Raw genomic sequence first — 16096 nt, forward strand, 5'->3', positions numbered from 1 at the left:
CAAAACATAAAAACGTAACCCCTCACTGGCTAGTAAAAAATTAAAGTTTGTGGTATGTTCCCTCTTAATCATAAATAGTTAATATCAAATCAATGGTGTAAATAATTGCCATAAAATACCTAAAAAGCCTTTGTGCTTGCAGCATGAAACATCAACTCAGAGAGACTTTTTAATCTAAAAGAACTTTTAAGTACTGTATTAAACAATTAAATCAACTTGCTATTAATCAATTCAATCTTGTTTGTTTCCGGGTGTAAATTTAGTAATACTTTTTATCTGCCAAACACGGTTTTTACTTATTTCGCCAAAAGCGATATTAAATTCGGTTAAATACATCAAGCGGTGTGATAGGTAGGGATTCTTATGCGGATGGTCGATTTTGATAAGGTCTATGCGCTTCATAAACCCTTATGTAATCTTAGGTAATATACTACAAACGTTATTTTTTAGGCTTTTTTCAGCATAACTCAATACAATTTAGCATCTTTGAGGTCTCAATACATGATAGATATGAAAATATTGGTTACAGGCGCTGCCGGTTTTATAGGCTTTCACGTATGCCAAGTACTTCTAAACAAAGGGCATCAGGTTATTGGTTTAGACAATATCAACAATTATTACGATGTCAACTTAAAATACGCTCGTCTAGAAGCTCTAGGCATTTCTAAAAACGATGCTTCGGTGTTTTTAAAACAAACAAGCAGCACCGCGCACCCGCAGTTCACCTTTGTGCGCATGCATTTAGAAGACCGGGAGGCGCTCCCCCAGCTATTTAGCACCCATAATATAAACATTGTTTGTAATTTAGCCGCTCAAGCAGGGGTGCGTTACAGTATTGAAAACCCTGAAACCTATATTGATGCTAATATTGTAGGGTTTTTAAATATTTTAGAATGCTGCCGTCACCATCACATCAAACACCTGGTCTACGCCAGCAGCTCTAGCGTGTATGGGCTGAACACCCAAATACCTTTTACCACCAACCAACAAGTAGATACCCCTATCAGTTTATATGCCGCCAGTAAAAAAAGTAACGAGCTTATGGCGCATACCTACAGCCATTTATTTAAAATACCTACCACAGGCTTACGCTTTTTTACCGTGTATGGGCCTTGGGGCAGACCCGATATGGCACTCTTTTTATTTACCGATGCCATTGTTAAAGGCCAACCCATAAAGGTATTCAACCACGGTGATATGGCCCGCGATTTCACCTATGTAGATGATATTGTAGAGGGTGTTGTACGCATCATTGAAAAAGACACAAAACCAAGAATAGACAGCAACACCTTATATAAGGTCTATAATATAGGTAATAACAACGCCGTAAAATTACTAGACTTTATAGAAGCTATTGAAACCCACTTAGGTAAAACCGCCATCAAACACATGCTACCCATGCAACCTGGTGATGTGGCGCGTACCTGGGCCAATGTAGACGATTTAATACACGATTATAATTACCAACCCCACACCCCCATCAACCAAGGCGTTAAAGCGTTTGTAAATTGGTATAAAACGCACTACAATGTTACCTAATGGTTAACAAGGGGATTTCGTCGGAAAAAATGAATCATTAACATAATAAGTATGCTGGTTTAATATTTTTTTACATATTTGCGCAGCTATTAATAAACCCAAATTGCATGTTACAAGCATTACAAGATAAAACCGTACTCGTTACAGGCGGTGCTGGCTTTATCGGTTCAAACCTTATTGAAACCTTATTAGAAAACAACATTAAAACGGTCTGTTTAGATAACTTTGCCACGGGCAAACGCCATAATATCGCGCCATTTCTAGACAATACCCTGTTTACCCTTATAGAGGGCGATATCAGAGACATCAACCACTGCCACCAAGCCTGTAAAGGCGTTGATTTTGTGTTACACCAAGCGGCTTTAGGCTCGGTGCCACGTTCTATTAACGATCCGGCAACCACCAATGATGTGAATATTTCAGGCTTTTTAAACATGCTTATAGCGGCTAGAGATGCTCAAGTAACGCGTTTTGTATATGCCGCAAGCTCTTCTACCTATGGAGACCATGAAGCCTTACCTAAAGTAGAAGATACTATTGGTAAACCACTATCGCCATACGCCATCACCAAATATGTAAATGAGTTGTATGCCGATATTTTTAACAAAACCTATGGCCTAGATACCATTGGCTTGCGTTATTTTAATGTATTTGGCAAGCGCCAAGACCCTAACGGGGCCTATGCAGCCGTTATACCAAAGTTTGTGCAACAATTGGTAAAACACGAATCGCCGTATATTAATGGTGATGGCAGCTACTCACGCGATTTCACCTATATTGATAATGTGGTGCAAATGAACCTTAAGGCCATCACTACAACCAATCAAGCAGCTCTTAACCAGGTATATAACGTGGCCTTTGGTGAGCGTACTACACTGTTAGAACTTACCACATTATTAAAAGACTATTTGTCGGAATTTGACCCTAAAATAGCCGATGTGGCCATCAAACACCGTGATAACAGAGCGGGCGATATTCCACATTCTTTGGCTTCTATAGATAAAGCAAAAACATTACTCAATTACAATCCCGCATACAGCGTTAGCCAAGGCTTAAAAGCCGCCGTACGTTGGTATTGGGAGCATTTATAATATTACTATAATTACATGACTATTAAAAACATTTGTTGTATTGGGGCTGGCTACGTCGGCGGGCCTACCATGGCGGTCATCGCACAAAAAAATCCTAATATCAAGGTAACCATTGTTGACATCAATGCCGATCGTATTGCGGCCTGGAATGATGCAGACCTAACAAAATTACCGGTGTATGAACCGGGGTTGGCCGATATTGTGGGCGCTACCCGTGGTAAAAACCTGTTTTTTTCTACAGCCATTGATGAAGCCATTGATGCGGCCGATATGATTTTTATCTCGGTAAACACCCCTACCAAAACCTACGGTAAAGGCAAAGGGCAAGCGGCCGATTTAAAATATATTGAGCTATGTGCCCGTAACATTGCCAAAGTGGCTACTACCGATAAAATTGTGGTTGAAAAATCAACCCTTCCCGTACGTACGGCCGAGGCCATTAAAAGCATTTTACACAATACCGGTAATGGTATTAATTTTCATATTTTATCCAATCCTGAGTTTTTAGCCGAAGGAACGGCGGTTGATGATTTATTACAGCCCGATCGTGTGCTTATAGGCGGCGAAAACGAGGCCGCTATTGAAAGTTTGGCCAGCGTTTATGCCAGTTGGGTGCCGCAAGACCGTATTTTACGTACCAATTTATGGTCGTCAGAGTTATCTAAACTTACGGCCAATGCCTTTTTAGCGCAACGCGTATCGTCTATCAATGCCATCTCAGAACTCTGTGAGCTCACGGGTGCTAACGTAGATGAGGTTGCCAAAGCCATCGGTACAGATTCGCGTATAGGCCCTAAATTCCTCAAAGCCTCGGTAGGCTTTGGCGGGTCGTGTTTTCAAAAAGATATCTTAAACCTGGTATACATTGCCCGTTCGTATAACTTACAAGAAGTGGCCAATTACTGGGAACAGGTTATCATTATGAACGACCACCAAAAGCGCCGTTTTGCCGATCGTTTAATTAAAACCCTATACAACACTGTATCGGGTAAAAAAATAGCCGTATTAGGTTGGGCCTTTAAAAAAGACACCAATGATACCCGCGAGTCGGCCGCCATTTACGTCACCGATCATTTATTGAACGAGCAAGCGCATATAGCGGTGTACGACCCCAAGGTACCGGCACAAAAAGTATATGCCGACCTTAATTATTTAAACACCCGTACCGAAGATGAGAACCAAAACAACGTAGCGGTATTGCAAAATCCGTATGACGCGGTTAAAGAGGCCCATGCCATTGCCATTATGACGGAATGGGATGCCTTTAAAAGCTTAGATTGGGACGCTATTTACAACAGCATGCAAAAACCGGCCTTTATTTTTGATGGCCGCAACATATTAGATAAACAGACTATGGAAGCCATTGGTTTTGAATACCATGCCATTGGCCAATAACAACACACACTCATGAATACACCAAATATTGCCATTATAGGTTTGGGCTATGTAGGCTTGCCCCTCGCCCGTTTATTTGCCACCAAATACCCAGTGGTAGGTTTTGATATTAACCAAGCTCGTGTAGACGAACTCATGCAAGGCGTTGATAGCACTTTAGAAGTAGACAACAGCGTGCTGCAAGCAGTTATCAAACCACAAGCCAATGCGCAAAACGGTTTGTACTGCACCACAGACCTAGAGGCTATCAAACACTGCAATTATTACATTGTAACCGTACCAACACCCATTGATAAAAACAACCGCCCCGATTTAACACCGCTGTACAAATCTAGTGAAACCGTGGGCAAGGTTTTAAAAGCTGGCGATATTGTTATTTATGAATCTACCGTATACCCCGGAGTTACTGAAGACGAATGTGTGCCTATTTTAGAACAAGTGAGTGGTTTGCGTTTTAACACCGATTTTTTTGCAGGCTACTCGCCAGAACGCATCAACCCCGGTGATAAAGAACATACCGTTGAAAAAATATTAAAAGTGACTGCCGGTTCTACACCAGCCATTGGCCAACAGGTGAATGACTTATATGCCAGCGTTATTACCGCAGGCACCCACCTAGCCCCTACCATTAAGGTAGCCGAAGCGGCTAAGGTGATAGAAAATTCACAGCGCGATATTAACATTGCCTTTGTGAATGAGTTGGCTAAAATTTTTAACCTCATGAACATTGATACCCATGCTGTATTAGAAGCCGCAGGTACCAAATGGAACTTTTTACCCTTTAAACCCGGTTTGGTAGGTGGCCACTGTATAGGTGTAGACCCTTATTATTTAGCGCAAAAAGCACAAGAAGTGGGCTACCACCCAGAAATTATTTTAGCAGGCCGCCGCGTTAATGACGGTATGGGGCAGTATGTAGCCTCAGAGGTCATTAAACTGATGATTAAAAACGACATCACTATTAAAAATGCCAACATCTTGGTATTGGGCATTACCTTTAAAGAAAACTGCCCCGATGTACGAAACACCAAAGTGGTAGATGTCATTACCCAATTACAAAGCTATGGTACAAACATCACCATTTATGACCCTTGGGCAAACCCCGAGGAGGTTATGCATGAATACGGTTTAAAAACCACCCAAAACCTTGAAGCTACTAAGGCTGGCGAAGCAGGTACTTATGATGCCGTGGTGTTAACCGTAGCACACCAAGCCTTTTTACAACAAAACCTCCAGCGCCTCTTAGCGCCTAAAGGGGTATTATATGATGTTAAAGGGGTGTTAAAAATGAATATTGATGGTAGACTCTAAAACACACCCTTTAGTAAGTATTATTATTCCTTTTTTTAATAGGGAAAAGTATATTGTTAGATGCGTTAACAGTGTTTTAAATCAAACTTATCAGAATATTGAAATCATTTTAGTTGATGATGGTTCAACAGATAATACTTTTCAAATATGCACTGAATTACAAAAAAAAGATAACCGAATTAAACTTATTAAACAAAAAAAAAGTGGCATTGGTGATGCAAGAAATGGTGGTTTGATTGCGGCTAGAGGGGAATATATAAGTTTTGTTGATAGTGACGACTGGGTCTCTAAAGAAATGATAGAAATCCTTGTTAATTTTTCAATTAGTAAAAAGTTATCAGTTGTTGAATGTGATATGATAAAATCAGATGCAATCAATGATTTTGATGTCAATTACGAAGAAAATTTTATAATTGAATCAAAAAAAGACGCTGTAGAAAGAATCATTAAACACAAAAAATTTGCTGTATGGCGTAGACTATATAAAAAAAGTATACTTGAAAATTTGCGTTTTGTACCTAATAAAATTTACGAAGACATACCTTTTACGATGGAGGTAATGAAACAAGTTGATTCAATAGGTTACTTAAATAAAAAATTGTACACATATTTTGTTGAAGATAGTAGTGCTATTAGGTCAAAATTATCAAAAAACAGGTTAGATTCAATTGAATGCGTTTTAAGTTTAAACAAGTACAGTGACTTATTTACAATAAAAGCAAAAGAAGAAGCTGAAAAATTACAAATAATTTTTTTAGCCAACACTTATGATGAAATTTTTAAAAATAAATTTTTAGATAAAGACCTCTCATATAGAAAGCAAATAAAGAAAATAATTTCTAATTATAAGTTACCTCTTAAAACAAAAACAAAAGTAAAGCTGATAAAATTGCTACCTATAAAACTATACGGTATGATTTTAAATATTAAATCTGTTTTTTAATTATGTCTAGAGTTTCTAATATAGTTAAAAATGCAAAATTTGGAGTTTTTTTCTCCTTATTGAGTATTCCTGCTTATTTCTTTTCTAGAAAATTATTTTTAGAGTATTTGGGTGATGAATTCATAGGTTTAAATGGTACACTTTTAGGTTTTCTAGGTTTTTTAAATTTAGCTGAATTAGGTATTGGTTCTGCTATAGGTTTTACATTGTATGAACCTATTTTCAAAAATAATCACAAGAAAATAAATGATATTATTAACCTTTTTGGTTCCATATATAAAAAAATTGGTTATGTGGTTTTTATCTGTGGTGTTATTCTATCTTTTTTCTTCCCTTATATATTTGAAAGTTTAAATCTGCCATTATATCTTGTTTATATCTTATTCTACGCTCTACTTTATTCAACATTACAAAATTATTTTTATAACTATAATATAATTTTATTACAAGCAGATCAAAAAAACTACATAATAACGTCATATTTCTCGTTATTTAATTTACTAAAAATTATTATACAAATTATTGTTGTTTATCACTATAAGAGTTTTATAGGATATATTCTAATAGATGTCTTAATATCAACATTAAACTGTATTTTTTTAAGGAAAGCTATTAAAAAAAATTATCCTTGGTTACAGTATAACACAAACAAACTTTCTTTGTTAAAAGAATATCCTGTAATAATTAAAAAAATTAAACAAATGTCAGTTCATAGACTAAGTTCTTTTATACTAGTTGGTACTGATCAATTATTAATTTTTATCTTTATTAGTGTATCCAGTGTTGCATTTTTTGGAAATTATCAATTAATTATTAATAATTTTTCAAAAGTAATAAACAACTTCTTCTCAGGAGTTGGCGCTGGAGTTGGCAATTTAGTAGCAGAGAATGATAAAAATAAAATTAATAAAGTGTTTTGGGAAATTATGTCCTTACGCTTTTTTATTGCTGGTATAAGCTTTTTTATTCTTTATTCTACCGTTGAACAATTTATAAGTTTATGGATTGGAGACAAATATTTGCTAGATAAAAACATATTCTTATTCATGCTTCTTAATTTATTTATTCTTCAAATTCGAGGCACTGTTGATAATTTCATACAAGCATATGGCTTATATGATGACACTTGGGCTCCTATTACTGAAGGTTTATTAAATTTGATATTATCTATAATTTTAGCTAAAAATTTTGGCATGCTGGGTATTATGCTTGGCACATTTATTAGTATGAGTATTATTGTGCTAATGTGGAAACCATATTACCTTTTTAAAAATGGTTTTAATTTAAATGTAATGCTGTATTGGAAAGGCTTTATATATAATACATTTGTTTTATCAATATCTGTCGTTATTGTTTTTGTATTTAAAAATAAATTTCTAGATACAAACATAAATAGCTTTTTTGAATTTTTTATATATGCATTTAAAATATGTTTAATGTCATTTACCATTTATGTAATAATGATGTTAATCATGGTTAAACATTTTCGATTTGTATTTGAAAGAGTTAAATCTTTAATAGTAAACTTTATAAAATAAAAATAAATGCTAAGAAAAATAAGATACATTTTATGGCGAATATTAGGTGTAGATTACAATCACACACTAAAAATTCATGACTATGTATTTTTAAAAAAAGATACACATAGCTCTTTAGGTACAGGTACTTATACTAATGGGGCACTTGTATTCCGTTGGACTCAAGCGCCTTTAAAAATAGGTAATTACTGCAGTATTGCTAATAATGTGCGTTTTATAGTAGATGAAGGCTATCACAAAGCGTCTCCTATAACCAATTTTCCGTTGGTGAATAATTTGTTTAAAAATGAATTACTCACCGAAAAGGATGGCGAACCAAATACTATTATTAAAAATATCAAACAAAAAGAAGGCATTACTATTGGCAATGATGTATGGATAGGCATGGGTGTTTATATTATGCCAGGAGTAACCATTGGTAATGGTGTTACTATTGCTGCTAATACAGTAGTAACAAAAGACGTTCCTGATTATCATGTAGTTGCAGGAGTGCCAGCAAAAACTATCAAAGTGAAGTATGATGCCGAAACTATAGCCAAATTAAACACAATTGCTTGGTGGAATTGGTCAACAGAACATTTAAAAAAAGATATTCAAGATTTTTATAACCTAGATATCCAAACATTTATAAATAAGCATACTAATTAATAATTATTGTGAAAATATTATATTGTATAGGCTCATTAGCACAAAAAGGCGGTACTGAAAAAGTATTGGCAAATAAAGTTAATTATTTTTCAGAAAGATTAGGGTATGACATACACATACTAATTAACGATCAAAAGAACAAAGAGTTTGCTTATAACTACTCAAATAAAGTAAATTTTTATGATATGAAAATTTCCTCATATCTAACTCAACCTATAATACCTTATGTTTCATATAAAATTTTACAAAAAAAATTAAAAAATGTATACCGAAATAAAATTTCAGAAATAAAACCTGATATTATTATTGTAACTCAGCATGGTGTAGAGGATTTTATCGTACCAAAACTAAACTTAGGCATACCTACCGTAAGAGAGTTTCATTTTGCTACGAAAGCCATAGAAGAAACGTCTAAACTTATAAAAGGCTATTTTAACCAGAAAGTTTTTCTATTAAAAAAAAGACGCATCTTAAAAAAAATGAATAGCTATGACCATATTGTTTTGCTTACCCACAGAGATCAAAACTATGGCAACTATAAAACAAATACTGTTGTTATACAAAATATGCTTAGTAGTTTAGACGAACTGAGTATACTTGCTAATCGCAGTACAAACATTAGAAAGCATGTTATCTCTGTAGGCAGTATGCATGATAAAAGAAAAGGTTTTCATATACAAATAAGATTATGGGAAAAAATTATAGAAAAACATCCTGAATGGATTCTTGATATATATGGTGATGGTGTTGAAAGACCCAAACTACAAAAACTTATAAATGACTTAAATTTAAATGATAATGTTAAACTTCATGGTAATACAAGTGAAATAATATCAAAATATCAGGAATCTGACTTCTTTCTAATGACCTCAATAGCTGAAGGGTTACCTATGGTTATTTTAGAAGCAATGTCTTGTGGTTTACCTTGTTTAGTATTTGATTGTCCTGAGGGTCCAAGTGAAATCATTGAGAATGATATCAATGGTTACGTCATTAATAATAGGGATGAAAATGAATTGATAGAAAAAATCAATACTTTAATTACAAACCCTAGTCTTATCCAAAAGCTAAGTGCCAATGCTTTGGAGACAAGCAAAAATTATAGTATTGAAACAATTTCTAAAAAATGGGATGATTTTTTTAAAAAAATCACAGTAAAATGAAACGAAAACTTCTAAAATACATTGCAAAAAAAATAGCAGCATTTTATTGGGGCTATTTAAAAGCGGCCATTGATGCTTATGTGATTAATACACAAAAACCTAAATTCAAATACTTAGGTGAAAATGTTATTTTTAAAGCAGGTGGTACTATTTATCACCCTGAGAATATCAGTATTGGCAACCATGTTCGTTTTGGTGACAATTGTTTTATGATGGGTATTGGTGGTATTCAAATTGGCGATGGTACCATATTAAGCCGTAATGTGTGTTTACACTCAGGCAATCATACGTATAACAATAACAGCCTAATACCCTATGATACGACCTATGATACCCGAGCCATTATTATTGGTAAAGCCGTTTGGATTGGTCAAAATGTCAACATCTTACCAGGTGTGCACATTGGAGATGGTGCTATTATAGGCATGGGTACCACAGTATCTAAAAACGTAGCTAAAGGCGAAATAGTAGTAGGTAAAGGCCAACGCGTATTAGGCACACGTAACCTACAAGAACTAGAAACTGCCTTGAGTGCAGAGGCTTATTTTTCTAAAAAACACCCCCAACTATAAATGTTAGTATCTGTAGTCATCCCTACTTATAAACGCAGTACAAGGCTACCCATAGCCATTGATAGTGTGTTAAAGCAAACTTATAGCCCTATTGAAATTATTGTGGTAGATGATAATAATGATGATGATTTTAGAGCGGCCACAAAAAAAACCTTAGCGCCTTACATCAATAATAAGCAAATTACATACATCCCCCATACCCATAATCAAGGAGGCTGTGCTGCCAGAAATACCGGTGCTAAACAAGCTAACGGGGCTTATTTGGCTTTTTTAGATGATGACGATTTTTATGAACCTGAAAAAATAGCAGCACAAATGGCGGTGCTAACCCAAGCCTCTGAATTAGATGCCTGTATGTGTAGTATGTACCGTATTGATGAGCAAGATAACCGTATAGAATCACGAGAAAATATGGCACGGGGTACCACCTTAAAAGACGCTATTTTAGATGGTAATGTGTTTACATCTATGTTACTTATAAAAACAGCCGTTTTTAACAATTTAGGTGGCTTTTCTGAAATACCAAGATTTCAAGACAAATATTTTCATTACAAATTTTTAGCGCACAAGCATCATATAGCGGTACTAGATACCCCTTTGCTTACCTTAGTAGAACATCAAGAATTTAGAATTTCATTATCAGCACATAAAAAAATTATAGACGCTTTAAATACCTTACGCAGGTTTGAAAACCAACAACAAGCATTGTTTTCAAAAAAAGAATGGCGCTATATTACAGAACGTTACTATTACAATAAAGCCTACACCCTGTGTCAAGGCACCCTCACAAATAAATTGCAAGCGCTTAAAAATGGACTACAAAGCTTAGCTTATTATACAGGTAAATGCAATACCAAAAAAGTACTAATAAAAGCCTGTTTACCTAATTTTGTATTTAAAAAAACACCTTAACCATGATACCAAAAATAATACATTACTGTTGGCTCAGTGGCGACCCCTTTCCACCTTTAATACAACAATGTATTGATAGCTGGAAAATTGCCTTACCCGACTATGAATTTATGCTATGGGATACCCAGCGGTTTCCCTTAGAAAATAACCTATGGGTACAACAGGCCTTTGAAACTAAAAAATATGCCTTTGCAGCCGATTATATTCGCCTGTATGCCGTGTACCACCATGGCGGCATTTATTTAGATACCGATATTGAAGTACTCAAACCCTTTGATGATTTACTACCACGCCCCTATTTTGTAGGCGCTGAAGGTCAAGGCATTATTGAAGCAGGTGTATTTGGGGCGCAAAAACACAGTACCTGGGTAAAACAATGTTTAGACTATTACCAAGGCAAACAGTTTATTAAGCCCGATGGTAGTTTTGATACTTGGACGTTACCACGCATCATGATGCAGCAAATTACCCAAGTAAAAACCTTTAAAGAGGTTACTCCCCAAGAGGTAACTGCAACACAGCAAACCACAGATACCGCTACCATGTATATGTTTCCTAAAGACTTTTTTTGCGCTAAAAATCATGGTACAGGGGTTATTGAAAAAACAGATAACACCTATTGCATACACCACTTCGCCATGTCGTGGGTACCTAAAAAACGCACATTATTGCCTAATGTGAAACGGAAACTGATGGCTATTTTTGGGGTACAAACCATTAATGGCATGATACGCGTATTAGGCTTAAGACATTTGAAAAAATAAGTAGAGCATGACAGTTGTATATTATACCGATCAAATCTATAAACACGGCGGTTTAGAACGTGTGATGGCGAATAAGCTGCATTATTTTAGCACCCACACCAATTTAAATTTGCATGTAATTACCTTTCAACAAGAAGCAAAAGCGCCTTGTTATGCCATACCTAACAATGTCACCTTACATGATTTGGGGATACATTACAACCGTCAAAAATCGTTTTTACACCCAACCAATAGCAAACACGTATGGGCGCATTTTAAACGTTTAAAACACACCCTTAAAGCTATTAAGCCTGATGTGATTATTGTATGCAACTATGAGTTTGGGTTTTATATGATGCCGTTTTTAGCAAAACAAGCCATAACCATCAAAGAATACCATTCCTCAGGCTATTTTAAACACCAAAACCGCTTGCAAACCAAACACCCCTTAAAAAAACTACGCTATAAGGTTTTAGAGTATATAGAAGCGAAATACAGTTACTTGGTGGTATTAACTAAAGATGAATTGCCGTATTACCATAATAAAAACAAAATAGTAATCCCCAACAGTATCCAACACGTACCAACAACGCCTGCCCATTTAAAAGCAAAACGGGTACTGGCTGCTGGCAGAATTGCCCCTGTAAAAGGTTTTGAATACCTCATAACAGCCTGGGCCGAAGTGCATAAAACACACCCCAATTGGTGCTTAGATATTTATGGCGATGGTGAACCTGACTATATAAGCAGCTTACAAACGCAAATAGACAACTTACACTTAGGGCATACAATCACTTTAAAGGGAGCTACCCATACGCTAAACAAAGCCATGCAAGAGGCCAGCATATACGCCATGTCTTCCTTAACAGAATGTTTTCCTATGGTGTTATTAGAAGCCATGGGCTGTGGTTTGCCAATCGTAAGTTTTGATTGCCCTAATGGCCCAAGAAACATCATCACCCACAATCAAGATGGCCTTTTAGTACCTTATTTAGATACCGCTGCCTTAGCACAAAGTATCATAACGCTAATGGCTAATGATGAAAAACGCGTAAGCCTAGGTAAACAGGCTATAATCAATGTACAGCAATTTACCCATGACATGATCATGAAAGAATGGTTAGCCTTATTTAATTATAAAACTTTAAATAGGCATTATGATTAATTTTATACCATTACCATACTATTACGACGTGTACATATATTTTTGCTTCTTCTTAGTAGTATCAAATATGCTTCACGCCTATACCGTTGATATTAATAATCCAAAAAATTTAAATTTTATCCAATCTGCTGGTATTACTTTATTAGTGTTACTAACGTTATATATAGGCTTGCGGCCTATCACTTATTTAGGAGGCTTTGGTGATATGGCTGCTTATGCTAGGTATTTTAATCAATATGCGCATGGCGCAGCAATAACAATAGATAGAGACATTTTTTTTCATCAATATATTAAATTAACATCTTATGTAGTTGATGCACACGGTTTTTTTTTAATAACTGCCATACTGTACATTTATCCCATGTATAAGCTGTCTATCACGCATTTTAAAGCCTATTGGTTTTATGCTTTTTTAATGTTTGTGGTCTCCTTTTCTTTTTTCACCTATGGCGTGAACGGTTTACGTAATGGCGTGGCAACGTCCATGTTTTTATGGGGGCTTTGTTATACTAATAATAAACTTAAAATGGGGGGCTTTTTCCTTATTGCCGTGTTATTTCATAAAACCCTGCTCTTACCCGTGGTCGCTTTTGTATTAAATTATATATATAACAAACCCAAGGTCTTTTTTAAGGTATGGTTGCTAGCCATACCCTTATCATTTGCCGTCGGGGGTGTGTTTATCAGTATTTTTACCAGTTTGGGTTTTGGAGACGACCGTTTGGCAGCCTATTTATCAGGAGACATGGAAGGTGCTGGAGGTGGTCGCTTTCGTTGGGATTTTCTCTTTTACAGCGCCTTTCCAGTGATAGCAGGTTGGTATTTTATTTTTAAAAAGCAGTTTCAAGATGTGTTTTACAACCAAGTGTTTAATACCTACCTTATTTGTAATACCTTTTGGGTGTTGGTCATTCGGGCTAATTTTTCCAACCGTTTTGCCTACCTCTCGTGGTTTATAATGGCTTTTATTATCATTTACCCCTTGTTAAAACAACGCTTTTTTAAACAGCAAGAAATTATCATGGCAAAAATAATAACCGCCTATTTTATGTTCACCTTTTTAATGTTCTTTATTTATTACGCCGATAAACGTTAACCCTATGAAAACACTCACCGTTTTTACCCCTACCTATAACCGTGCTTATTGTTTGCACCAATGTTATGAGAGCTTAATAGCCCAAACCAACCAAGATTTTACCTGGTTGATTATTGATGATGGCTCTACCGATACTACCAAAACCTTGGTAGAAGGCTGGATAGCCGACAACAAGATCAGCATCCGCTACCACTACCAAGAAAACCAAGGCATGCACGGGGGCCACAATGCCGCCTACCGCTTGATAGATACCGAACTGAATGTATGTATTGATAGTGATGATTTTATGCCCCCAGAGGCCGTAGAACATATCATTAGCTTTTGGGCAAGCGCCCCTAAAAAAGACAGTACCGCAGGTTTTATTGGTTTAGATGCCTATAAAGATGGTACGGTTATAGGCCAACGCTTGCCCGAACAGCTCACCGAAACCACCTTAGAAGCCCTACACAATGTGCATAAGGTTAGCGGTGATAAAAAACTGGTGCTACGTACCGACGTGGTAAAACAATTTCCGCCCTATCCTATTTTTCCAAACGAACGTTTTGTGCCCCTTGGTACCCTGTATTTGTTAATAGACCAAAGCTACACCCTATTATGTCTTAATGAGGTGCTCTGTGTGGTAGAGTATATGGAAGATGGCTCATCACGAAACATCATCAAACAGTATTACAGGCATCCCAAAGGCTTTCAGTACGCCCGCATGCTCTATTTAAAACACAGCCGCTTTTTTAAAGTGCGGGTAAAAAATGCCATCCATTACATATCACATAGCATCCAATTACGTGATGCCGCCTGCATAACAAAATCACCCAAGCCGTTATTAACCCTGGCCGTCGTGCCTTTAGGGATTTTGTTACACCTGTATGTATTATACATAAACAAAGTAAAACAGTGAAGCTCTTACAAATCATCAATTCATTGGGCGCTGGTGGCGCTGAAACCTTGGTAGCCCATACCAGCATCCGGTATAAGCAGGCGGGTATTGCTGTGAGCATTCTGGTGTTAGACCCCACACCTACCCCCTTACATGACAAGGTATTGGCGCATGATATCCCCATACATACCATCAATGCCAAAGGTAAAGGCCTTTACAATCCTTTAAACAGCGGTAAACTCATGCGGTTTTTAAAGCAATACCCCTTGGTACATGCGCACCTGTTCCCCACCGCCTATTGGGTGGCCTTGGCCAAACGTTTAGGCGCGCAACAGACTAAAGTGGTATTTACCGAACACAACACCACCAACAGGCGCCGCAAACTCATGCTGTTTAAGTATTTAGACCGTATGATGTATCAACAGTTTGATAGTATAATAAGCATTTCAGATGCGGTAGACCACAGTTTAAAAGCCCATTTAGGGGCACGCTTTCATAACAAGATCACCAAAATTTACAATGGCATTGATGTGGCAGCGTTTACAGAGGCGCAGCCTTACCCCAAAACCCAATTTGGTATGACGACCGATGATGTGGTGCTGATACAGGTAGCCAGCTTTACCCCACAAAAAGACCAAACTACCCTTATAAACGCCCTTAGCCATTTACCTGACCATATTAAACTATTGCTAGTAGGTACAGGGCCCTTATTACAAGATGCCCAAGCCCTGGTTACACAATTACAACTGGAAACACGGGTGCAGTTTTTAGGGGTACGCCCTGATGTACCACGCCTTTTAAAAACCGCCGACATCGTGGTATTAGCATCGCATTATGAGGGCTTATCTTTGTCCTGTATTGAAGGCATGGCATCGGGCAAGCCTTTTATTGCCAGTGATACCCCCGGTTTGGGCGATATTGTAAAACATCATGGGCTGGTATTTCCTGATGCGGATGCCGAAGCCTTGGCCAAACACATTACAACATTAATCAACGATAATACCTTCTATAAAGAAACAGTCGCGCACTGTTTAAAAAGGGCTAACGCTTTTGATATACATAAAATGATTCAAGAACATATAACGCTATATAAAACACTAGTATAA

Annotated in this window: 15 protein-coding genes; all 15 read left to right on the forward strand. The window is 36.6% G+C overall.

Annotated elements, in window-relative coordinates; genetic code table 11:
* Window positions 1-510 precede the first annotated feature (510 nt).
* A complete protein-coding gene (locus ACXAG4_RS12520; RefSeq protein ID WP_475296444.1) occupies window positions 511-1539 on the forward strand; it encodes an NAD-dependent epimerase in 1029 nt (342 codons plus the stop codon).
* A 107-nt stretch (window positions 1540-1646) separates the two neighbouring features.
* On the forward strand, window positions 1647-2630 hold the full coding sequence (locus tag ACXAG4_RS12525; protein ID WP_475296418.1) for an SDR family oxidoreductase: 984 nt from the start codon (window positions 1647-1649) through the stop codon (window positions 2628-2630).
* A gap of 15 nt (window positions 2631-2645) precedes the next feature.
* On the forward strand, window positions 2646-4025 hold the full coding sequence (locus ACXAG4_RS12530) for a nucleotide sugar dehydrogenase (protein WP_475296419.1): 1380 nt from the start codon (window positions 2646-2648) through the stop codon (window positions 4023-4025).
* A 12-nt stretch (window positions 4026-4037) separates the two neighbouring features.
* Entirely contained in the window at window positions 4038-5336 is a 1299-nt protein-coding gene (locus ACXAG4_RS12535; protein WP_475296420.1) for a nucleotide sugar dehydrogenase, read from the forward strand.
* Entirely contained in the window at window positions 5323-6279 is a 957-nt protein-coding gene (locus ACXAG4_RS12540) for a glycosyltransferase family 2 protein (RefSeq protein ID WP_475296421.1), read from the forward strand. The genes ACXAG4_RS12535 and ACXAG4_RS12540 overlap by 14 nt, the downstream gene beginning before the upstream one ends.
* Before the next feature lie 2 nt (window positions 6280-6281).
* Window positions 6282-7817, forward strand: coding sequence for a lipopolysaccharide biosynthesis protein (locus ACXAG4_RS12545; protein ID WP_475296422.1), 1536 nt, complete (start codon window positions 6282-6284; stop codon window positions 7815-7817).
* A 6-nt stretch (window positions 7818-7823) separates the two neighbouring features.
* Window positions 7824-8465, forward strand: coding sequence for a CatB-related O-acetyltransferase (locus ACXAG4_RS12550; RefSeq protein WP_475296423.1), 642 nt, complete (start codon window positions 7824-7826; stop codon window positions 8463-8465).
* An 8-nt stretch (window positions 8466-8473) separates the two neighbouring features.
* A complete protein-coding gene (locus ACXAG4_RS12555) occupies window positions 8474-9628 on the forward strand; it encodes a glycosyltransferase family 4 protein (RefSeq protein WP_475296424.1) in 1155 nt (384 codons plus the stop codon).
* Complete coding sequence (locus ACXAG4_RS12560; protein ID WP_475296425.1) at window positions 9625-10200, forward strand: acyltransferase; 576 nt, start codon at window positions 9625-9627, stop codon at window positions 10198-10200. Before ACXAG4_RS12555 ends, ACXAG4_RS12560 begins: the two co-directional genes overlap by 4 nt.
* On the forward strand, window positions 10201-11112 hold the full coding sequence (locus ACXAG4_RS12565) for a glycosyltransferase family 2 protein (protein WP_475296426.1): 912 nt from the start codon (window positions 10201-10203) through the stop codon (window positions 11110-11112). It begins immediately after the preceding gene.
* 2 nt (window positions 11113-11114) lie between these two features.
* Complete coding sequence (locus ACXAG4_RS12570; protein WP_475296427.1) at window positions 11115-11876, forward strand: glycosyltransferase family 32 protein; 762 nt, start codon at window positions 11115-11117, stop codon at window positions 11874-11876.
* Between the two features lie 7 nt (window positions 11877-11883).
* A complete protein-coding gene (locus tag ACXAG4_RS12575) occupies window positions 11884-13020 on the forward strand; it encodes a glycosyltransferase family 4 protein (RefSeq protein ID WP_475296428.1) in 1137 nt (378 codons plus the stop codon).
* The gene (locus ACXAG4_RS12580; RefSeq protein WP_475296429.1) at window positions 13013-14116 is read left to right on the forward strand and encodes an EpsG family protein; all 1104 of its coding nucleotides are present in this window, start codon (window positions 13013-13015) and stop codon (window positions 14114-14116) included. The genes ACXAG4_RS12575 and ACXAG4_RS12580 overlap by 8 nt, the downstream gene beginning before the upstream one ends.
* 4 nt (window positions 14117-14120) lie before the next feature.
* Window positions 14121-15011, forward strand: a complete 891-nt coding sequence (locus ACXAG4_RS12585; RefSeq protein WP_475296430.1) for a glycosyltransferase family 2 protein — start codon at window positions 14121-14123, stop codon at window positions 15009-15011.
* Window positions 15008-16096: a glycosyltransferase gene (locus tag ACXAG4_RS12590; protein WP_475296431.1), complete on the forward strand. Its 1089-nt coding sequence runs from the start codon at window positions 15008-15010 to the stop codon at window positions 16094-16096. Before ACXAG4_RS12585 ends, ACXAG4_RS12590 begins: the two co-directional genes overlap by 4 nt.

It is taken from the genome of Seonamhaeicola sp. ABD4_175 (assembly GCF_056160885.1).